Genomic DNA, 20,509 nt, shown 5'->3' with positions numbered 1-20,509 from the left:
ATTAAGAATTAAATAAATGATACACATAGTTTTTAACGAGGATGAGATTGAATTGATGCATAAAGTGCAGGAGTTGGATGAAACACTTGCAGGAAATGTTATACAGATAAAGGACGACTATGCTGTGGGGCCCGTCGATCAGATCTATGAAACAGAGGGATATCAGCAGCGGCGGGATTGGTGGAAACAATTGCTGGAGAACTCTCCTTATAAAGAACAGTCTGACCTGGTAGATGATAAAATGACCGTTCATAATCTGGTGAAAGCGCTGGAGGAAAACGAAGAAGAACAGGCATGGATATGGATGGGACAAAACCAACATGATGTTTGTGGTTATTACTGGCTGATGCCACAATTAAGAGCATTTCAGGGAAGAGTGATGGTATTGTATATGAATAACCTGCCTTTTATTAATGAGAAAGGGCAAATATTTTATCCATCCTGGTTGAGCGAAATTCAGCCTTCAGAATTTTTAAAAGCGAAAAAGCTAGCCAGGCCTATCACGTTGAGCGAATATGAGGTAGATCCGGATGAATGGAACAGGTTGACGGTGGAGAATACAATGGTTCGTATACTGGAAGGCGGTAAAAAATAGTAAGCAGGGAAGACGCTTTTTATGATGCAGAGATACTAAAAAATGTAACGGGCGAATGGCAAAAGGCCTCACGTGTATTACAAAATACATTGAACCGTATGAAAGTAAAAACGGGCGATGTGTTTCTAATGTGGCGGATCAAAGTGTTGATTGAGGCAGGCAGAATAGTTACGGAAGGTGATGTTAACAAAGACTGGAAATCGTTTGATGTTAAGCTGCCGGGGCCAGGAAAGCAGATGGAATTATTATCTGAATTAAATGAAAACGGAGAGTAATGAAATGGCTGTTAAAGACGGAAGAGTTGGTGATGTTATTGCTGAGCATTTTCCTGTTGTGGAATAGCGATGCGTCCTGGTACTGGTATGTGTTGGTTTTATTGGGCCCTGATATAAGCATGTTGGGATACCTGGTCAATAATAAAGTGGGCGCAGCCATGTATAATCTTTTTCATCATAAGGGCATAGCCATATTGATTTTTTGGCGGGAATGTATTTGAACCTTGATTGGCTTTTGAGAATTGGGGTAGTTTTATTTGGTCATGCTTCGCTGGATAGGGTGGCCGGATATGGGCTAAAATATAATAATGGATTTGCTTTCACACATTTGGGCGTAATAGGTAAGGTTAAGAACGGAAACGAAGGGTGATAGAATGGATATGTCGCCGCTATGCGGCTCTATTGCCTGGAAAGTATGTTGTATTATTTATATTTCGCACCCATGGTGCTTACATAGAGAACGGTGATGGGTATTGCATCCCCAGAGACGGTCTCATAAGCCGCGTAGCGGCGAAATATCAATAGCTGTATGGCGATGGTATGTTGATAGCCGCGTAGCGGCGAAATATCAATAGCTGTATGGCGATGGTATGTTGATAGCCGCATAGCGGCGAAATATTAATAGCCGTATGACGGTGGTATGTTGATAGCCGCATAGCGGCGAAATATTAATAGCCGTATGACGGTGGTATGTTGATAGCCGCATAGCGGCGAAATATCAATAGCCGTATAGCGGTGTTATGTTGATAGCCGCATAGCGGCGAAATATCAATAGCCGTATGACGGTGGTATGTTGATAGCCGCGTAGCGGCGAAATATTAATAAAAGAAAATGGCAAATACCTACACCAAATTATATATACAAATCGTTTTTGCGGTTAAAGCAAGAGCATCATTAATCCGGGAGGATTTTAGAGATGAATTGCAAAAGTATATAACAGGTATTATTCAGCATAAAAAGCAGAAATTATACGCCATTTATTGTATGCCTGATCATGTACACATTTTTGTTAGTATGGGACCTGATTTGGCGATTTCTGATTTGGTGAGAGATGTGAAAGCCAACACAACATCTTTTATCAATGATAAAGGATGGGTAAAAGAGCATTTTGAATGGCAGCGTGGATTTGGTGCATTTTCTTATAGTGAATCACAGGCGAATACCGTGGTTAATTATATTTTGAGCCAACGGGAACATCATCAAAAGAAAACATTTAAAGAAGAATATATTGGGTTACTGGAGGAGTTTGACATTAAATTTGATCATAAATATTTATTTGATTTTTTAGATTAGCCTAAAAGTTTTTGACGAGTAATATGAAAGAAGAAATTGTAGATAATATCGAGCATAGTGATAGTAGTGGTATTCAGGGACAGTTTAAGACCTGGTTTTTAGATTATGCTTCGTACGTAATACTGGAGCGCGCGGTGCCTGCTATAGAAGATGGTTTAAAGCCGGTACAGCGTCGTATCCTGCATTCTATGAAGCAGATGGATGATGGCCGTTTGCATAAAGTGGCGAATATTGTAGGTCAGACCATGTCCTATCACCCTCATGGCGATATGAGTATTCGCGATGCGCTGGTAAATATGGGGCAGAAGGAGCTGATGATTGATACGCAGGGTAACTGGGGTAATATCGAAACAGGAGATGATGCAGCAGCTTCCAGGTATATTGAAGCGCGCCTGAGTAAGTTTGCCCTGGAGGTAGCCTTCAACGCTAAAACCACCGAATGGCAGTTAAGCTACGATGGACGAAATAACGAGCCTGTTACTTTGCCGATGAAGTTTCCTTTGCTGCTCGCACAAGGCGCAGAAGGTATTGCCGTAGGACTTTCAACTAAGATACTTCCTCATAATTTTTGCGAGTTAATCGACGCATCAATTAAGTTCCTTAAGGGGAAAAAGTTCGAGCTGTTTCCCGATTTTCAGACCGGCGGTATGATTGATGTTGCCGATTATAACCAGGGTAAGAGAGGTGGAAAGGTAAAAGTGCGTGCGCATATAGAAGAGTCAGATAAAAAAACGCTTTTAATCAAAAGTGTTCCCTATGGTGTTACCACCGATCAGTTGATTGAATCGATTGTGAAAGCCAATGACCAGGGTAAGATCAAGATCAAAAAAGTTACAGATAATACGGCGGCTAATGTTGAAGTACAGGTAGACCTGGCTGCCGGTATTTCACCGGATATAACTATTGATGCGTTATATAAGTTTACGAACTGTGAAATATCTATTTCGCCGAATGCCTGTGTTATTGTAAAAGAAGATGATATCCCGAAACCTGTGTTCTTGTCTGTACAGGAATTGCTGAAATTTTCAGCGGATAATACCAAGAATCTCCTGCAAAAAGAGCTGGAAATTAAGCTGGGAGAGTTGAACGATAAATGGCACTATACCTCTCTGGAGAAAATTTTCTTTGAAGAAAAAATTTACCAGGAGCTGGAAGACAGGAAGGCGAGTTGGGAGAAGGTAATTGAAAATATTGAAAAGGCATTTGTTCCTTACCGGAAAAAGCTAAAACGAGATGTGACACGGGAAGATGTATTAAAGCTTACTGATAAACCTGTTCGGCGCATCCATAAAACAGATATCGATGATTTAATCAACCAGATCAAAGGCCTGGAGGCCGATATTAAGCAGACTCAATATGATCTTGATAATCTGGTGGACTATGCTGTAGCTTACTTTGAAAATCTTTTAAAGAAATTTGGCAAAGGACGTGAAAGAAAAACGGAGATCAAGCAATTTGAAATTATAGAAGCCAAACATGTGGTGATCGCTAATACCAAGCTGTATGTAGATAGGTCTGGTGGGTTTATTGGAACAGGCTTGAAGAAAGATGAATTACTATTTGAATGCTCTGATCTAGATGATATCATTGTATTTACCAAACGGGGTATCATGAAGGTGATCAAAATAGCAGATAAAACCTTTGTCGGTAAAGACATTATTCATGTAGCTGTGTTCCAGAAGAATGACGAGCGCACTACTTATAATATGATCTATGTAGATGGTAAGACCGGCGTGAGTTTTGCGAAGAGGTTTAATGTAACAGGTATTACCAGGGATAAAGTGTATGATTTAACCAAGGGAGATGAAAAAAGCAAGGTTCATTATTTTACAGTAAATCCTAATGGAGAAACGGAGATTGTAAAAATTATTTTAAGTCCCAACAGTACAGCGCGTGTAAAGGAGCTGGATTTTTATTTTGAAGAGCTGGCTATTAAAGGGCGCAGTAGTATTGGTAACCAGGTTTCCAAGTATGCTATTAAATCTGTTAAGTTTAAAGAAGCCGGCAGGGCTACCCTGAGCGGCAAAAAGCTCTGGTTTGATGATAAGTTTGGCCGGTTGAATACCGACGATAAAGGGTTGTACCTGGGCATGTTTGAGCCTGCGGATCAGTTGCTGGTAATTTACACCGACGGGCATTATGAGCTGACAGACCAGGAAATGACGCAGAAATTTGATCCTGAAAAAGTATTGCTCATTGAGCGTTATAACCCTGAAAGCATTATTACGGCTGTTTATGCGGATATGAAGCAACTACAGTTTAATGTAAAACGTTTTAAAATAGAAACGACAACTTTAAAAAATAAGTTTTTATTTATTAAGGAGGGTGATGGCAATTACCTGGAATGTGTAACAACTGCTGCAGAGCCGGTATTGCAGGTTCAAAGCGGTCGTGGTGAACAGGTGCGCCAGGCTAAGTTTAAACTGGCCAAGGTAACCGATGTAATGGGCTGGAAGGCTATTGGTGCTAAACTGACAGACTACAACAAGAGTGTATCTATGGAGTGGCTTGAAACGAAAGAGAATGAGTCGCCCCAGCAGGAACTTTTTGGAGATTAGCAGGTATTGTTTTTTGAATAAACTATAAGCGGTATCTTAACGGAAATCTTGTTACAAAATGTTTGAGTTTTGGGATATTAATGACTTGTATAAGGCCCTGATAGCGCTTGCGGCAGGTATTGTGCTTGGACTGGAGCGGGAAATGAAGGATAAAGCTGCCGGGCTTAAAACTATTACGCTCATTACACTGGGCTCTGCTTTGTTTGCAATTATTTCTTACAATGTGGGGCAGCCTAACAGCGAGGCTACCCGTATTGCATCTTATATAGTTAGTGGCATCGGCTTTTTAGGAGCCGGTGTCATTTTCAAAGATGGTGTAAATGTAAGCGGACTTACCACTGCAAGTGTAATATGGATGGCCAGTGCAGTGGGTATGGCGATCGGTTTTGGAGAAGTATACCTGGCATTAATTTTCCTGGGGGTATCGCTCTTATTTATCTATTTCGGAAGTACTGTCAACAGGTTTTTTCCTAGTTATAAAATAAGCCGTATGCTGATGATTTCTCTTCATAAATCAAATGCGGAGAATCGTAAAGAGCTGATCGCTCAAATGAGAACAATGCTGGTGAAAATTGAAGAAAAGAAACTATCTGCAAAGGGAGACCAGCTTTGTATTTATTTTGACATCACAGTAAAAAGCCGAAAGATGAAAATGTTGGAAGATTTCTTACTTAACGAGGCCTATATCCTTGAGTTCGAAATGTAAGCGTTTCTCTCCCTAAAAATATTTCTGATATCCGAAGCCATAGGTAAATATCAGGTTCTCTTTTTCGGTTCTGCTGATCTTATTATACAACAACCTTGTATGGAGATTTAAGCCCTTCCAAAGCTGGTAAGTAAATTCCGTATCGCTGGATATAATATGATCGCTGATATATTCCAGCGAAGGCTGAAAGAAGTTTCCTGTGCGTAACGTAAAGCGGTCGCCCATTTTGAACAGAAACTGAACCCTTAAAGAATTTCGTATAGTCTGGTAATTGATAACTGTTGTGTCACCCTGTATAATGCGGCTGGTTTCACCAATCATTCCGTTACTTACATTGAGCCAGATGTTGGGTTTGTTAAGGAAATTATAGGCAATACCAATCCCTGCCTGCCCCTGTGCCTTAATGTTCAGGGAATAGCTAGTGGTATAATTGATCAATCCCCAATAATAGAAATCGGTAAAATGCCGGTACAGGTTCACATTACTGGAAGCCGTAAAATCGTTATTGGTTAATTTTTCAGGGTTCATCCCGTAGATCCAGGAGGCTGTGGAATTAAGTACTGTACGCTTCTTGCGTACATTGAACTGGGCATTATTATTAAAAAGATAATTGGAGCCGTCTTTTGTTTTGTTGAAAGTACCGCCGGAAGCGAGTTTTACAAATTTGGTAGTGCTATCTGTAAATTGCGCCTCAAGCTGGAGCTGAAAGGTGAGAAGGAGGATAAGAAAGTAAACTTTTTTCATGTACATGTTGAAGGGGGATCCGGCAGGATATACCGGGACTTATGAAAAATGAAAACAACTGTACTGTTGCCAATGCGGCTAAGGTAGGAAATACTATTTTAAGAAGCGCTTCATTTCACGCTCCACATCTTTCTGTTTGATGCTCTCTCTCTTATCGTACAGCTTTTTACCTTTACCTAACCCCAACTCTATTTTAATAAAATTGCGGTCGTTCATGAATATTTTAAGCGGTACGAGCGTGTAGCCCTTTTCTTTTAATTTGGCCTGAATCTTCCTGATCTCCCTTTTTTGAAGCAGGAGCTTCTTGTCCCTGTCTGCATCATGGTTATTTACCGTGCCATGCGAGTAAGGGGAGATGTGCAGGCTCTTGATCCATATTTCGCCCTTGTGAATAATACAATAGCTATCATTAAAGCTGGCTCTGCCTTCCCGCAGGGATTTTACCTCTGTGCCGAGCAATACCATTCCTGCTACATAAGTATCATCAATAAAATACTCATGAAATGCAGAACGGTTCTTTATGGAAATGGGTGAAGCCAAGGGAACGGTTTAAGAGTTTAAAGGTTTATATGTTTAAAAGTTGAAATGAGGAAATCCTTATTAACCTGTAAACATATCAACCTGTTAACCTTATTTTAGTTTCTGAAAAGCCGGATAACGGTTCCGATCTTTTCTTTTAAAGCTTTACGGTTAATAATAAAGTCAAGAAAGCCATGCTCTAGCAGAAATTCGCTTCGCTGAAATCCTTCCGGCAGGTCTTTCTTTATTGTTTCTTTAATAACCCGTGGGCCAGCAAAGCCAATGAGGGCTCCGGGTTCTGCTATGTTAAGGTCGCCTAACATGGCAAAAGAGGCTGATACACCACCGAAGGTAGGGTCGGTTAACAAAGAAATATAAGGCAATTGAGCGTCGCTTAATTGAGATAATTTTCCGCTTGTTTTAGCCATTTGCATGAGTGAGAACGCACTCTCCATCATACGGGCACCTCCGCTTTTATTAATGACCATGTAGGGCAGTTTGTGTTTGATACAGTAGTCTACTGCCCGGGCAAATTTTTCACCCATCACACTCCCCAGCGATCCACCAATGAATTCAAAGTCCATACAGGCAATCACCATCCTTTCACCATCTACATTTCCAACGGCTACCCGTATAGAGTCATTCAGGCTGCTATTAGACCAGATGTCTTCCAGCCTTTTTTATAAGGCTTCAGATCGGTAAATCCTAACAGGTCTTTACTTTTGATATTGGTAAAAAGTTCTTCGTATTCGTTGTTGTCAAACAATACCTCGTAGTATTGATAGCTGTTCAGGCGATGGTGATAATCGCATTTAGGGCATACATATAGCTGCTCTTTCAGCTCAGCGAAAGTAGAAATATAGTTACACTCAGGGCATTTGGTCCACAAACCTTCCTGTGTTTCCTTCTTCTCCGATGTCTTTGTTAAAATGCCTTTCTTAATCCTGCGAAACCAGCCTGTTTTCTGGTCTTTACCTTGTTCACCCGCCAGATCGGCATCAAAATCTTCTATCTCCTCAGCCATAAGTAGATAAATATATTTTTAGATAAGGTACAAACGTACATAAAATTTTTCAATCGCCCCTACAAGCATTTATTTGCATCACCGGGCTGGTTTTTGTAACAAATAAAAGACCAGTTTCGGGGGCAAAAAGCACTACTTAATTATTACTATAAAACGGATTTTCATCATTTTACGATCCTGGTAAACGGTCGCCCTCTCCTTTCTTGCGATTAAAACGATAAGTAAGCGTAGCTATAATCTGCCTTTGCGGCCAATATTGCCGGTTTTGCACATAATATGTATCAGTTTGGGTTATTTGCGTACGTACCTTCGAATTGAATAAATTAGTAACAGTTAAATTCAGAGAAAATTTATCACCACGGAAATCGCGTCCAGCCCCCAATTTACCACTAAATACCGGCTTTGTGTATGTTTGTATTCCCTTTACGCCGCTCTGGTAGTCCAGTCCAAGGTCTACTGCAGCAACTTTGGTAATATTTACCTTGGATGTTAGCCGGGTTAGCCAGGTTTGCCCCGAAGCCCTATAGATCTTATTCTCAAAATCGCCCTTCTGGCGGAACCCGAAATAATTAGCGTCCAGCATCAAACGCCACCATTTAAATGGAATATATTGTACAGCCAATTCTATACCCATCCTGTCTTCATTATCCAGATTGAAGGGCATACGTATAAGGTATCCCGGCTGCGTTTCTTTTAAGGCATACTCTATATTTTGAGTGCTATGTTTGTAGTAAAGCGTTGGACTGAGCGTCCATTTACCGGTTTTTGATAAAATACCTATTTCATAGGAATCGGCATACATGGGATCAAGATCAGGATTGCCGATTGTCAGGTTTCGGGTATCAGACAGGCCTCCGAATGTATTAAGTTGCGAAAACTGGGGCCTGTTAATACGCCGGCTATAGCTTAATTGAACACTTACATTAGAATCTATCAGATATCCTATATGTAATGTAGGAAAAGGATTGAGATAGTTTTTTCGGTTGTCAAATGTTTCCTTTCGATCGAAAATCCTGATATCAGTTAATTCAGACCTTAGGCCTAGCAGGTAGCTGAATTTGCCTTGCTGGTCACCCAATTGTATATAAGCGCTGTAAATGTTTTCGTTATAGTAAAGTTTGTTGGTATATTGATCAAGTAGTTTACTGTCTAAAGCAGACCGGTAGTCGCTGCGTAAAGCCCTCAGGTCGGCACGTACGCCTGCCTCCAGCTTTTTGCCTTTTGAAATGGGCAGCACCAGGTTGCTTTGCACATAAATATCTTTGCTACTCTCTATGTCCCTTGTAACAAGCTCGCCTTGCTGTTCGGATAAGGGGTAAGTTTTTCGTTCAGATATAACCTGGTTCTCGTCATCGTTCCAGAAATCGTACAACAAATTAGTGGTCCACCTGGCGCCTTCTTTTTGAAGGTTTTCACATAGTTCAATTCTAACTCGTTAAAGTGTTGTGGTTCGCTGTATTTTTCGAACCGATACAGGCTACTGTCCCTGATATGATTACTATTAAAATAATCGAATAGAAACAAGGTGGTATCCTCATTTTGCAGCTTATCGTAATAAAAACTGCCTGTCAGAGTATTGTTTTCATTAAAGTAAATGTCTCCGCCAACGTAAAATAGGAGGTTGCGCTCATTATTGCCCTCTAAAGCTTCGTTATTCAGTTTCGCAAAACTTTCCTGCTTATTAAATTCCTGGTAACGGGTCCGTTTAAAATAAATATTGCGATAGTTGTACCCAATGTTAGAGAACAAATTATACCTGCTGGTTTTATAGCTTAGGTTGGCATTCATGCCATAATGGGCAGGATAGCCCATACTGGTTTGCAAACTGCCGTTAAAGCCGGAAGCCTTATTTTTCCTGAGCACAATGTTGATGATTCCTGCTCCGCCTGTTGCCTCATATTGGGCCGAAGGATTGCTGATTAGCTCTACTTTCTCAATGTTGGAAGCCGGTATTTGTCCAATGCCATTATTGGCAGTTAGCTGCGAAGGCTTACCATTTACTAAAATGCGCACAGCTGTATTGCCCCTGTAACTTATAACACCCGTGGGGTCTACATTTACCGAAGGTATATTGTTGAGTACATCAGATCCCGAACCGCCTTTAGACAGCATATCCTTGTCTACATTATATATTTTTTGTCCAGATGATATTCCACCGGAGGTTTTGTTGCAGTTATGGTGACATTAGACAGGGTAGTATTTGCTGAAGAAAATAGTACCACTTCAACAGACGTATCTTTTACAATCGATAAGGGTTTTATAACTAATGGCTGATACGATACATGTGTAAAAGAGAGTTGGTAAACTCCCCTGGAATATTGAAAATGTTTTTCCCATCTTTATGAGACTGACCATCGTAAATGACACTATCGGTTGCCGATTTCAGACGAATAGTGGCTTTTCCGATAGCAATGCCATTCACGTCAATCAGCGACACAGAAACCTTTATTGTTTGGGCTGCGCCATCAAAGAATAGCCCGGTTATAATTAATAGCAACGCTAAACTGTAAAGTTTGATCATATAGAATATTTCGGCTAAATTGATAGCTTTAGCCGATAGGAGATTGGGGTGGTAGCTAAAGAGATGTCTTTGGCATATCAATAAAAGGAAAATAGCCGGATAGCTATTCGTCATGGATTCAACCGGGTTCGTAGGTGATTTTGCCGTCTTTGTAGGCAAATAACTTTTTTCACCCACAGGCGGTTTATTTTTGAGGATGCAATTTTTCAATAAAGTGTTACACAGCCGTTCTGTAGGGCAGCACCTGTTGTTCTGGCTTTTAGCCTACCTGATCAGAACTGCCCAACTGGGTATTTACCAGGAGGAGAAGGATCCTTTGTTTCACGAAATTATTACCAATGCCTTCCAGATACTTTTTGCTATGCTACAGGCTTATTTTGTTTCTTACAGGATACTCCCGCGTATATTTATAAGTCGTAACTACCTGCTTATAATTCCGGAGCTTATTGTAGGCTTATATGTTATAGCAGTTATTTCCAGGATTACAGTTATCTACCTGGTTGAACCTATTGTAAGAACAGGACCCTTTGGCCAGGAATCTATTATTGAGATAATGACTGACCTGGATAGGCTGGTTATTTATTTTATCCAAACCTTTTCCATAGCCATCATTTTTATTTTTTCAAGCTGTTTAAAGATCAGTATCTGATAAGGGAACGTGCCCTAGGGCTGGAAAAGCAGAAGGTGGAAATTGAGCTGGCAGCACTCAAGTCGCAGTTAAATCCTCATTTTTTATTCAATACTTTAAATAATATCTATTCGCTTTCTATCACTAATTCTCCAAGTACATCAGAAGCTATTGCCGGTTTGTCGGCGATGCTCGACCATGTGCTGTACCGAAGTCATGATCGTTTTGTTCCGCTGCAGCAGGAAATAAACTTTATCAGGAATTATGTGTCTCTTGAAGAGCTACGTTACGGAGAGGAGCTGGATGTAAAGCTGGTTGCAGACGATATTACAACCGGTGCGGTCGCACCTCTTATTTTGCCTTCGCTTGTGGAAAATGCATTTAAACACGTTGGCGTTAATAGTCAAAACCAACAGTTTGTAAAGATTAAGTTGAGCCGGCAACAGCAACAACTAAAATTTCTGGTGGTTAATACTTATGCTGCTCATGAACACGGTGATAATGAAAACGGAATTGGACTTAAAAATATACGTCAACAATTGTCTCTAATCTATCAACAGAATTATAATTTTCAGACGGTAAAGCAAGAAGGTATATTTGTTGCACAACTTGAAATTGACATTATTTGATTTTATGAAAGTGAAGTGTCTGCTGGTAGACGATGAGCCTTTGGCTATTCAGTTGCTCGAAAACCATTTGTCCAACCTGGAGGGATTTGAAATAGTGGGCACCTGTAATAATGCTATAAGGGCTGCCGAAATATTACGGGAAGTAAAGGTGGACCTGCTTTTCCTTGATATCAGGATGCCTAAAATGACCGGGCTTGACCTGTTGCGCATGACCAAAGTAGTGCCTCCTGTAATTATAACTACAGCGTTCAGAGCGCATGCCATGGAGGGATATGAGCTCGATATTGTAGACTACCTATTAAAGCCTATCACTTTTGACAGGTTTTTTAAAGCAGTTGAAAAGTACCTTCGTTTGTACCGGACCTTACCCGTTGATAAAGCGGCCATGGCTCCTTCTATTACTATTGTGAATATAAAGTCAGGCGGAAAATATCTTCGTTTATCAGCAGAAGACATACGTTATATAGAAAGCTTTCGCGACCAGATTGTAATACATACCAAAGATGGAGGGCTCATAAGTGCAAAGTATAAGATAAGTGACATTGAAAAAGAGCTAGACGGTAACATTTTTTTACGGATACACCGGTCTTATATCGTAAACATAAAAGCAATCACAGCGTTTAACAATTACTCGGTTAGTGTGGATACAACAGAGCTGCCCGTTGGGGCAAGCTATCGTGATTTTGTTTTCAACATACTTAAAAATTGCTGAGCACAAACCGGTTATTCATACCGAAGCGCTTCAATAGGGTTGAGCCTTCCGGCTTTTATGGCCGGGTACAAACCTGCCAGCAGGCCAACGCCGCTACAAATTAAAATACCATACAATACCCAGCCCCAGGGTACCACAAATCCGGTTCCCAATATTATAGCAAAACTATTGCCAACCAGGATGCCCAGGATAATGCCAAAAAGGGCGCCCAGAACGCTTATAATGACTGCTTCCAGCAGAAATTGCTTTTTTACCACATTACTTTTGCCGCCAATAGCCTTTATTAATCCCACTTCTTTAGTGCGCTCGGCCACACTTACCAGCATAATATTCATTAATCCTATTGCGGCGCCTATAAGCGTAATCAACCCTATTACCGTTGCGGATATCGTCAAAAAGCCCAGACTGTTCATTGCCCTTTCTACCATGCTATCGCTTTTGTCCATTACAAAATTACTTTCCTCGGTGATCATGGTCTTCCTCACACCTCTGAACAGCGCTTCGGCTTCGCCCATGGCTTCATTCATTTTATTAATATCATCCACTTTTATCGCGAGCACGTATGAAGCGTTATTGCCGGCAAAATTTTTGGCCAGGTTGCGGTAGCCTATAATGGCCATATTGTCCCTGCTAAAACCAAAGGTAGAACCGCGGCTGTCCAGCACACCTAGAACCAGGTAAGGAAGGTTATTGATACGCACTGTTTTACCTACAGCTTTATCTGCCGCTTCGGCAAAAAACTTTTGAGCTACATCGTATCCTAATATACATACGTTCTGTGCATTTCTAACTTCCTGCAGGGTCAGGTTCCGGCCATTAAGCAAGGTATACCCGTTCAATTCCAGGTATTTCTCATCGCCGCCGAACATCATTACATTCGGACTTGTTTTTTATCAGCAAACGAAACGGTGTTACTTCGGTTACCAAACACAGACAACCCGCTAACAACACCGGGGAATTTATAGTTGTTGATGAAATATTCGGCTTCCTCTTTTGAGATATTGCGTCCAAGGTTCGATTTCTTTTCTTTCTTACCTTTTTGCGAAACGGTCAGATCATCGCCACCACCGCCGAAGCGTATATTACGCTCTTTAAACCGGATCGTAAATGCATTAGCGCCCATGCTGGAGAAACTCTCCGTGAATTTCTGGTTCATGGCTTTAATGGCGGTAATAATGCCTACCAGGGCCATTATACCAAAAGCAATAATCGCCACAGTAAGGGCCGTACGTAAAGTATTTCCTTTAACGGTTCTAAAAGCCAGAAGAAATGTGTCGCTAAATTTCATGTTCGTAATACCGGTAATATAAAGCTAACCGCATAAAGCAATACCAGCAAATTTATTATTGGGTGGGCGGTGCAGCAAATAGCGTCGTAATTGCTACGCTCAGTTCTATTGTGGAACAGATAGCGACAATTGGCTAAGCTTCTGTATTCGGGCCATTGTTGCCTGACTATTATGAAAACAGCACGTATTCAAAATACGTGCTGTCGGTTATTTTTCAGAGCAATGCTCTTATCTTAAAAATACAACCAGCTTAGAAATGTGCCAGGAAGATGCCCAAAAGGATGATCAGTACGCAAACAGCCATCAGCGTATATTTTTCAAAGCTGCTGGCCGTAACAGATTGAACAGGCCCTCTTTAAAATACATGGCTTGTATCACACGGAAATAATAATAAACGCTTACTGCTGCCATTACCACGGCAAAAATCACCAGCCACAGATGATGCCCCGTCATAATAGCCGCCTTTAACATATAGAACTTACCCAGGAAACCTGCGGTTAAGGGGATACCTGCTAAAGATAAAAGACAAATAGTGGTAGTAAACGCTAATACCGGCTGGTGCTTGGCCAGGCCGTTAAAACCTTCAAAGCTATAATCCGTCATTTTGCTTAATACTGCAAAAATGCCAATGGTTGCTAAACAATAAGCGGCAGAGTAGATCAATAATCCTTCACGTGCAGCATCATTCATGGCGTAAACGCCAAATAATAAAAAGCCGGCCTGGGCAATACTGGAGTAGGAGAGCATTCGTTTAACGCTCTGCTGAAACACTGCTGTAATGTTACCCACAAATAAGGTTGCAGCTATCATAATGGCTACCCAAATAGACCAGGTCTCTTCCAGCCTGCCAAACGCACCCCCAAATAAACGAACAAATCCGATGAATACGGCTGCTTTTACAATAGTGGCCATAAAGGAGGTAAATACCGTCGGCGCTCCGTCATAAACATCCGGTGTCCAGAAATGGAAAGGTGCTACGGAAGCTTTAAAGCTCATGGCAAACAATAGAAATAACATGCCCGCGATGTGCAGGTTCGACTTGGCCGACAATACAAAGTCCATTTTGTCGATGGTAAAAGTACCCTGGGATCCGTAAATGAGCGCAATTCCCATCAGCATAATGCCGGTTGAGAAAGAACCCATCAGGAAGTACTTCAGAGCAGCCTCATTACTTTTCAGGTTCTTTTTATCCGATCCTGTTAAGATATACAGGGGTATAGAGATAATTTCAATCCCCAGGAATAAAGTGAGCAAGGACTTGAAGCTGGTGGTAATAGTAATACCCGCGATGATAAAGAAGATCAGAGCCAGGTAGTCTGCAAAGTTCTTACCTACTTTTTCCATTTGATTGGAAGTGATCAATAAATAAATCAAGGTGGCGAAGATGGCAATGCCGTTAAAAAACAAAGCATAGCTGTCAAAAGCCATAAAACCGGATACATCAAATTTAAAAAACTTGATACCCCGCATTTCCATGCAGTTCGCTAAAAAAAGCAATATCATGGCCACTATGCCTGTGGTTTTAATGGCTGCGTTCTTTTGAAACACCACACCACTAAACATCATAACAACGCCAAAAATTGCAGAGAGTACTAATGCGTTCATACTTTATTGCTTAATGCTTCGCCGATTTCAGCAGGTGAAGCACATCTGATTTATTTAAAATAGAATTCGTTATATCTTCAAAAGAGTGTAACAGCGGCTGCGGATAAACACCTGCCACGATGATCGTTACGGCAATGATTCCTAAAATAGCTTTTTCATGAAAGGCGATATCCGTTCCCTTCTCTGTAAGACTATTGGTTTCACCCAAAAATACTTTGCGGGCCATTTTCAACGTGTAAACCGCTCCCAGGATAATTCCCAGGCCTGCTGTAACTGCCAACGGTATACCATATTTAGATATCTGCGGGTTAACACCCAGTATACCGTTAAACATCAGGAACTCGCCTATAAATGCGTTCGTTAATGGCAGAGCAATATTGGCGAATGCAATAACAAAGAAAAAAATGGTGAGTACCGGCGCTTTCTTGGCTATGCCTCCCAGCTCGCTCATTTTCCGGGTACCAAATTTTCTTTCAATGATCTCCACAATGATCCACATACCCAGGATGTTGATACCGTGTGAGAACATCTGTATCATCGTACCCTGCAAAGCACTTTTATTTTCGGCAAATACTGCCACGCACATTAAACCAATATGCGCAATGGAAGAATAGGCTACCAATCTTTTTATATCATCCTGCTGAAAAGCTATAAGCGAAGCATATACAATACCGATAACTGCCATGGTAGAAACCGTGTCGCCCCAGCTAAAAGAAGCCAATGGCAATACCGGCAGTAACCAGCGGAGTAGTCCCAGCACGCCCATTTTTACCATGATACCACTTAACACCATGGTAGCTGCTGTAGGAGATTGTTCGTAGGCATCTGGCTGCCAGGTATGGAAGGGGAATATCGGCATCTTAATGGCGAAAGCCAGGAAGAAGAGCCAAAATACCCACATTTGTTCTTTAAGCGGAAGGTTGGAATTGTAGAAAGCTGTTATATCAAAGGAGTTGGTTTTGGAGTAGATATAAAGGATACCCACCAACATCAAAAGCGAACCAATAAAAGTATAAATGAAGAATTTGAAAGTAATTTTAATACGTTTTGCACCACCCCATTGAGAACAGATAAAGTAAACGGGGATAAGCGCTAATTCCCAGAAGAAGTAGAATAGTAAAGCGTCCATTGCCAGGAAAACGCCCATCAAACCAGCCTGGGCCAATAACATCAATCCTAAAAAATTATTAGCTTTCTTGTAAAGGGTGTTCCAGGTCGAAACAAATATGAGTGGGAAGGATATACCGGTCAGCATGCACAGCATGGCGCCCATGCCGTCAGCACTAAGCGAAAAGCTACTGTTTAAAATACCCATCCAGGGTGCTTTAAAGCTTAATGCTGCCGTATTGCTATAGCAGGTAAATCCTATTATGGCAATAATAAAAGTTGCTATAGCCGACAGTAAGGACCAGGTTCTTGCACCTTCTTCCTTTTTAATAAAAAAAAGTTACGATGCCGCTAAGCAATGGGATTAATATCAACAACAATGCGATCATGCTAAAATGATAAATTCTAAATATTAAATGTCAAATCTCCAGACACCTTCCCTTTAACAGGAAAAGAAAGGCTTTATTTTTTCAAAAAGAACTGTAGGGCAAAAACAATCAGTACACTTATCACCATCATCAATATGTAGGCACCTGTTTGTCCGCTTTGCAGCCAGCGTAATTGTCTGCCACCATAATTGACTAATCTGCCCACACCATTCACAATTCCATCTACAATGTTCTTCTCAAAAATATTATTGAAAAATGCGCCCAACGCATTTAACGGTTTAACGATAATCGATTGGTAGATCTCATCCACATACCATTTCTCCTGCAATAATTTACCCAAACCTTTGGGCTCTTCCATATCAGGTTTTTTGCTGTACCGGCTCCAGGCTAATACTACCATTATGATGATCAACAAGGAAGATACACCGGTTAATGCCCACTCTGTGCTATGTGCTACATGATGTGCCGGCAGAATAGCATAAGATTGTTCGAATACCGGATGCAGATAGTCTTTTAAGCTATGTGCTCCCTGCATCAAAAATTCAGGAATACCGATATAACCGCCAATTACAGAAAGAATGGCCAGCACGATCAAAGGAATGGTAATGGCTGCCGGGCTTTCGTGTAAATGGTGTTCCTGCTCATGCGTACCACGGAAACTTCCTTTAAACGTTGTTGCATATAAACGGAACATATAAAATGCCGTTAGTAAAGCACCAAAAAGTCCTAATGCATATAAGATAGGGAGGTGGCAAATGCACCCGCCAGTATTTCATCTTTAGAGAAGAAGCCAGAGAAGCCAGGAATACCTGCAATAGCCAGACAACCTAATAAGAAGGTGATATTGGTTATTTTCATGTACTTAGACAGGCCGCCCATTTTACGCATATCCTGTTCTCCGCCCATGGCGTGTATTACAGAGCCGGAACCCAGGAACAACAAGGCTTTGAAGAAAGCGTGTGTCATTACATGGAAAACGGCAGCTACATAAGAACCGGTTCCCAGTGCCAGGAACATATATCCTAACTGACTTACAGTAGAGTAGGCCAGTACTTTTTTAATATCGTTTTGTTTGAGTGCAATACTTGCCGCTAACAGTGCTGTAGCAATACCAATAATAGCAATGCAGTTTAAAGTGCCCGGCGCCATGGAGTACATTAAATTGCTGCGGGCGATCATATAGATACCAGCGGTAACCATCGTTGCAGCGTGTATTAATGCAGATACAGGAGTTGGACCTGCCATCGCATCGGGTAACCAGGTATACAAAGGTATTTGAGCGCTTTTACCGGTAGCACCCACAAAAAGTAAAGTGGTGATGATGGTTATATCAAAAGCTGATAATTTAGCCAGGGCCTCAGTTGTAAATATTTCGCTGAAAGTAACAGTACCTAATTTGTTGATTAAGATGAACAAGGCAATCAGGAAAGCTAAATCCCCGATGCGGTTCATGATAAATGCTTTGGAAGCTGCTTTGGTATAATCTTCTTTTTTAAACCAGAAACCGATTAATAAATAAGAGCATAGCCCTACACCTTCCCAGCCAATGAACATAATCACAAAGTTCGAACCCATTACCAGTAAAAGCATAGAGAAAACGAACAGGTTGAGATAAGCAAAGTATCGTGCAAAATGATGAGACTTCTCTTCATGCATGTAAGAGGTAGAGTACACATGGATCAGAAAGCCTACACCGGTGATCACTAAAAGGAAAATAGAACTTAACTGATCTACCTGGAACGCGAAAGGAATACGTAAGCCTGCTATTTTAATGAATTCAAAGTATTCGGCCGTAACAATGGTTCCTGAACGTACCTGCATAAAAGCCAGGATGCTCAAAATAAACGATCCTAAAATGGAACCGCTACCAATTAATCCGATCACTCCTTTCGACAAATAATTTCTTAATAAGCCATTTAGTAAAAATCCGATCAAAGGCAATAATGGTATTAAGAGTAGTTGCATGTTCATTTGGTAGTATTTAGCCTAACCTCAGCGTCTCTTTAGAGAACAAGAGGCTATCTTAATGTTTTAGTCTGTTTAAAAAATTAATATCCACCGAGTGAATATTGCGATACATCATAACGATAATAGCTAATCCCACACTTACTTCAGCTGCTGCTACCACCATTATAAAGAATACAAATAATTGGCCGTCTGTTCCGGCAACTGTCACCGCAGCGTCCTTGGCGGCCTGCATTTTGGAAAAGGCAACTAATAAAAGGTTCACTGAGTTCAACATCAGCTCAATGCACATAAACACTATTATAGCATTGCGGCGGGTGAGTACCCCACTATTCCGATGCTGAATAATGCCAATGAAAGAACGATATAATAATTAATAGGCATAACTTAATGTTCGATGTACGATTTTAATCTTTTTTACCAATCACCACGGCACCTACCATTGCGCTTAAGAACAGGATACTGCTTATTTCAAATGGCACAACAAAAGTGGTAAACAACTCTTTACCCAGCGTTTTGATAAGGCCTGCGTCTCCGGTATTTACTTCTGCTATATTTTTAGCAACTTCTGTATTTTTTAAAGCAGCTACTAAAACCAATAGTAAACAACCTCCTGATACTATTCCAACAATTTGCAACCAGCGGTTCTTAATGGGCTCTGCGCTTTTATTCAGATTCATCAACATAATCACGAAAAGGAATAAAACCATGATGGCGCCGGCATAAACAATAATATTTACCACTGCCAGGAACTGGGCATTCAGTAAAATATAGTGACCTGATATGGCAAAGAAGGTTGCAACCAGCCACAGTACACTGTGCACAGGGTTTTTGCTGCTTACTACCATGATGGCGCTTAACAAAGCAGCCACTGTAAGAATCCAGAATAATATTTGTGTAATGCTCATGCCCTTAAATAGCTTCCGCTTTTTTATTTTCCTTATTAATAGTTCCTAATGCCTTTTGGTAAGCCTCTGGCTCTGTTACAGGATTCGGAATTAACAGGTCGTCTTTTTTATAAATAAAACCTTTGCGGTCGTAATTCGATGGGGTAAATGTTTGAGAAAGATAAATGGCATCTTTAGGACAAGCTTCTTCGCAATAGCCGCAAAAAATGCAACGCAGCATATTGATCTCATATTTGGCCGCATACTTCTCTTCACGGTATAAATGCTCTTCTCCCTCCTGTCTTTCTGCCGCTTCCATAGTAATGGCTTCGGCAGGGCAAGCAACGGCGCAAAGCCCGCATGCCGTGCAGTTTTCACGCCCCTCTTCATCCCTGTTCAGGATATGCAGACCACGAAATACTTTGCTAAAAGGTCTGGTTTCTTCAGGGTATTGAATTGTAGCTTTTTTAGAAAAAAGTGTTTCAACGTAATACCCATTCCTTTCAAAATATTCCAAAGGTATAAGCGCTCCACAAAGGTCATGGGGCTGCGATCTACCGGTTTGGCTCTATTTGTATATTGAATACCCATTAGTTTTCGAGAAGTATTTTAAATTTTCGCAAATATAATTCAGTTGTTAGTATTTAGATGACGGTTGATAGCCTAATCATCTAATATTTATCATCTTGTCTACACTAACTTTCAATAATCTTTGTCACCAGCCAGATTTTGCTACAACACAGTATACATTATCCTGCTTTCCCTTGTTCTCTTTCTGTCAGCTAATGCCTGTCCTCCGTCAACTTATTTTTGTAACCATAATACCACCAGCGCTGTAATAAGCATATTCACCAAAGCAAGCGGTACTAATCTTTTCCATCCTAAATGCATCAGCTGGTCGAAACGGAAACGTGGGATGGTCCAGCGGATCCACATGAACACAAATACAAAGAAGCAGGCTTTTATCATTAATACAGCAAAGCTGATAAAGGCCAGGAGGTTTTGTGAAATACCCCATGAAGCTTCATTTACAAATGGAATATCGTAGCCACCGAAATACAGGG

25 protein-coding genes and 1 pseudogene are annotated in these 20,509 nt (G+C 40.9%); 9 read left to right on the top strand and 17 right to left on the bottom strand.

Translation table 11 applies throughout. The features are described from left to right. Positions 1 to 16: 16 nt before the first annotated feature. The 6 genes and pseudogenes from MKP07_RS00130 (at position 17) to MKP07_RS00105 (ending at position 5,427) form a co-directional block, all read left to right on the top strand. The gene (locus MKP07_RS00130) at positions 17 to 595 is read left to right on the top strand and encodes a DUF1835 domain-containing protein (protein WP_240844448.1); all 579 of its coding nucleotides are present in this window, start codon (positions 17 to 19) and stop codon (positions 593 to 595) included. Then, positions 592 to 870, top strand: a complete 279-nt coding sequence (locus MKP07_RS00125) for a DUF3658 domain-containing protein (protein ID WP_317235911.1) — start codon at positions 592 to 594, stop codon at positions 868 to 870. Before MKP07_RS00130 ends, MKP07_RS00125 begins: the two co-directional genes overlap by 4 nt. After that, positions 870 to 1,240 (top strand): annotated as a pseudogene (locus MKP07_RS41855) (DUF4260 domain-containing protein). The gene MKP07_RS00125 and the pseudogene MKP07_RS41855 overlap by 1 nt, the downstream one beginning before the upstream one ends. A gap of 461 nt (positions 1,241 to 1,701) precedes the next feature. Next, a complete protein-coding gene (gene tnpA / locus MKP07_RS00115; protein ID WP_240844447.1) occupies positions 1,702 to 2,163 on the top strand; it encodes an IS200/IS605 family transposase in 462 nt (153 codons plus the stop codon). Between the two features lie 23 nt (positions 2,164 to 2,186). After that, complete coding sequence (locus MKP07_RS00110) at positions 2,187 to 4,721, top strand: DNA gyrase/topoisomerase IV subunit A (protein WP_240844446.1); 2,535 nt, start codon at positions 2,187 to 2,189, stop codon at positions 4,719 to 4,721. A gap of 58 nt (positions 4,722 to 4,779) precedes the next feature. Then, positions 4,780 to 5,427: an MgtC/SapB family protein gene (locus tag MKP07_RS00105; protein ID WP_240844445.1), complete on the top strand. Its 648-nt coding sequence runs from the start codon at positions 4,780 to 4,782 to the stop codon at positions 5,425 to 5,427. A 12-nt stretch (positions 5,428 to 5,439) separates the two neighbouring features. On the opposite strand, the gene MKP07_RS00100 is transcribed toward MKP07_RS00105, so the two are convergent. The 7 genes from MKP07_RS00100 to MKP07_RS00070 all read right to left on the bottom strand — a co-directional run bounded on the left by MKP07_RS00100 (position 5,440) and on the right by MKP07_RS00070 (position 10,412). Further along, on the bottom strand, positions 5,440 to 6,171 hold the full coding sequence (locus MKP07_RS00100) for a DUF481 domain-containing protein (protein ID WP_240844444.1): 732 nt from the start codon (positions 6,169 to 6,171) through the stop codon (positions 5,440 to 5,442). Between the two features lie 93 nt (positions 6,172 to 6,264). Next, on the bottom strand, positions 6,265 to 6,711 hold the full coding sequence (gene smpB, locus MKP07_RS00095; RefSeq protein ID WP_114789530.1) for an SsrA-binding protein SmpB: 447 nt from the start codon (positions 6,709 to 6,711) through the stop codon (positions 6,265 to 6,267). A 95-nt stretch (positions 6,712 to 6,806) separates the two neighbouring features. Next, the gene (locus MKP07_RS00090; protein ID WP_240844443.1) at positions 6,807 to 7,289 is read right to left on the bottom strand and encodes an acetyl-CoA carboxylase carboxyltransferase subunit beta; all 483 of its coding nucleotides are present in this window, start codon (positions 7,287 to 7,289) and stop codon (positions 6,807 to 6,809) included. A gap of 44 nt (positions 7,290 to 7,333) precedes the next feature. Continuing rightward, the gene (locus tag MKP07_RS00085) at positions 7,334 to 7,714 is read right to left on the bottom strand and encodes a hypothetical protein (protein ID WP_240844442.1); all 381 of its coding nucleotides are present in this window, start codon (positions 7,712 to 7,714) and stop codon (positions 7,334 to 7,336) included. A 169-nt stretch (positions 7,715 to 7,883) separates the two neighbouring features. Beyond that, positions 7,884 to 9,086 carry an outer membrane beta-barrel family protein gene (locus tag MKP07_RS00080; protein ID WP_240844441.1) on the bottom strand — a complete coding sequence of 401 codons (1,203 nt, stop codon included), beginning with the start codon at positions 9,084 to 9,086 and terminating at the stop codon, positions 7,884 to 7,886. Then, a complete protein-coding gene (locus tag MKP07_RS00075) occupies positions 8,987 to 9,847 on the bottom strand; it encodes a TonB-dependent receptor plug domain-containing protein (protein WP_317235910.1) in 861 nt (286 codons plus the stop codon). Before MKP07_RS00075 ends, MKP07_RS00080 begins: the two co-directional genes overlap by 100 nt. 130 nt (positions 9,848 to 9,977) lie before the next feature. Continuing rightward, positions 9,978 to 10,412, bottom strand: coding sequence for a hypothetical protein (locus MKP07_RS00070; protein ID WP_240844439.1), 435 nt, complete (start codon positions 10,410 to 10,412; stop codon positions 9,978 to 9,980). Positions 10,413 to 10,449: 37 nt separating this feature from the next. Between MKP07_RS00070 and MKP07_RS00065 the strand changes: the two genes are divergently transcribed. Genes MKP07_RS00065 through MKP07_RS00055 form a run of 3 tightly spaced genes read left to right on the top strand, consistent with a single transcriptional unit; the run spans position 10,450 to position 12,204 of the window. Next, positions 10,450 to 10,884 (top strand): hypothetical protein, encoded by a 435-nt coding sequence (locus tag MKP07_RS00065; protein WP_240844438.1) that lies wholly within the window; start codon positions 10,450 to 10,452, stop codon positions 10,882 to 10,884. A 35-nt stretch (positions 10,885 to 10,919) separates the two neighbouring features. After that, positions 10,920 to 11,492, top strand: coding sequence for a sensor histidine kinase (locus MKP07_RS00060; RefSeq protein ID WP_240844437.1), 573 nt, complete (start codon positions 10,920 to 10,922; stop codon positions 11,490 to 11,492). 10 nt (positions 11,493 to 11,502) lie between these two features. Beyond that, positions 11,503 to 12,204, top strand: a complete 702-nt coding sequence (locus MKP07_RS00055; RefSeq protein ID WP_240844436.1) for a LytR/AlgR family response regulator transcription factor — start codon at positions 11,503 to 11,505, stop codon at positions 12,202 to 12,204. Positions 12,205 to 12,215: 11 nt separating this feature from the next. On the opposite strand, the gene MKP07_RS00050 is transcribed toward MKP07_RS00055, so the two are convergent. From MKP07_RS00050 to MKP07_RS00005, 10 genes are all read right to left on the bottom strand, one after another. Then, positions 12,216 to 13,076: an ABC transporter permease gene (locus tag MKP07_RS00050; RefSeq protein ID WP_240844435.1), complete on the bottom strand. Its 861-nt coding sequence runs from the start codon at positions 13,074 to 13,076 to the stop codon at positions 12,216 to 12,218. After that, the gene (locus MKP07_RS00045; RefSeq protein ID WP_240844434.1) at positions 13,076 to 13,492 is read right to left on the bottom strand and encodes an ABC transporter permease; all 417 of its coding nucleotides are present in this window, start codon (positions 13,490 to 13,492) and stop codon (positions 13,076 to 13,078) included. Before MKP07_RS00045 ends, MKP07_RS00050 begins: the two co-directional genes overlap by 1 nt. A 303-nt stretch (positions 13,493 to 13,795) precedes the next feature. After that, positions 13,796 to 15,097 (bottom strand): NADH-quinone oxidoreductase subunit N, encoded by a 1,302-nt coding sequence (locus tag MKP07_RS00040; protein ID WP_240844433.1) that lies wholly within the window; start codon positions 15,095 to 15,097, stop codon positions 13,796 to 13,798. Positions 15,098 to 15,107: 10 nt separating this feature from the next. Beyond that, on the bottom strand, positions 15,108 to 16,469 hold the full coding sequence (locus MKP07_RS00035) for a complex I subunit 4 family protein (RefSeq protein WP_240850590.1): 1,362 nt from the start codon (positions 16,467 to 16,469) through the stop codon (positions 15,108 to 15,110). Between the two features lie 197 nt (positions 16,470 to 16,666). Then, positions 16,667 to 17,287, bottom strand: coding sequence for a hypothetical protein (locus tag MKP07_RS00030; protein ID WP_240844432.1), 621 nt, complete (start codon positions 17,285 to 17,287; stop codon positions 16,667 to 16,669). A 32-nt stretch (positions 17,288 to 17,319) separates the two neighbouring features. Beyond that, the gene (nuoL, locus tag MKP07_RS00025; protein WP_240844431.1) at positions 17,320 to 18,564 is read right to left on the bottom strand and encodes an NADH-quinone oxidoreductase subunit L; all 1,245 of its coding nucleotides are present in this window, start codon (positions 18,562 to 18,564) and stop codon (positions 17,320 to 17,322) included. A gap of 52 nt (positions 18,565 to 18,616) precedes the next feature. Beyond that, positions 18,617 to 18,835: an NADH-quinone oxidoreductase subunit NuoK gene (gene nuoK / locus MKP07_RS00020; protein ID WP_240850589.1), complete on the bottom strand. Its 219-nt coding sequence runs from the start codon at positions 18,833 to 18,835 to the stop codon at positions 18,617 to 18,619. 130 nt (positions 18,836 to 18,965) lie between these two features. Further along, positions 18,966 to 19,466 (bottom strand): NADH-quinone oxidoreductase subunit J family protein, encoded by a 501-nt coding sequence (locus MKP07_RS00015; protein ID WP_240844430.1) that lies wholly within the window; start codon positions 19,464 to 19,466, stop codon positions 18,966 to 18,968. Between the two features lie 4 nt (positions 19,467 to 19,470). Beyond that, positions 19,471 to 19,962 (bottom strand): NuoI/complex I 23 kDa subunit family protein, encoded by a 492-nt coding sequence (locus MKP07_RS00010; protein WP_240844429.1) that lies wholly within the window; start codon positions 19,960 to 19,962, stop codon positions 19,471 to 19,473. Positions 19,963 to 20,249: 287 nt separating this feature from the next. Beyond that, the coding region (locus MKP07_RS00005; protein ID WP_240844428.1) for an NADH-quinone oxidoreductase subunit H at positions 20,250 to 20,509 on the bottom strand (260 nt) is incomplete at its 5' end.

Origin of the sequence: Paraniabella hibiscisoli, from assembly GCF_022512515.1 — a bacterium.
Taxonomy (GTDB): domain Bacteria; phylum Bacteroidota; class Bacteroidia; order Chitinophagales; family Chitinophagaceae; genus Niabella; species Niabella hibiscisoli.
The sequence above is the reverse complement of the archived record's forward strand: the minus strand, read 5'-3'. Positions and strand labels throughout refer to the sequence as shown.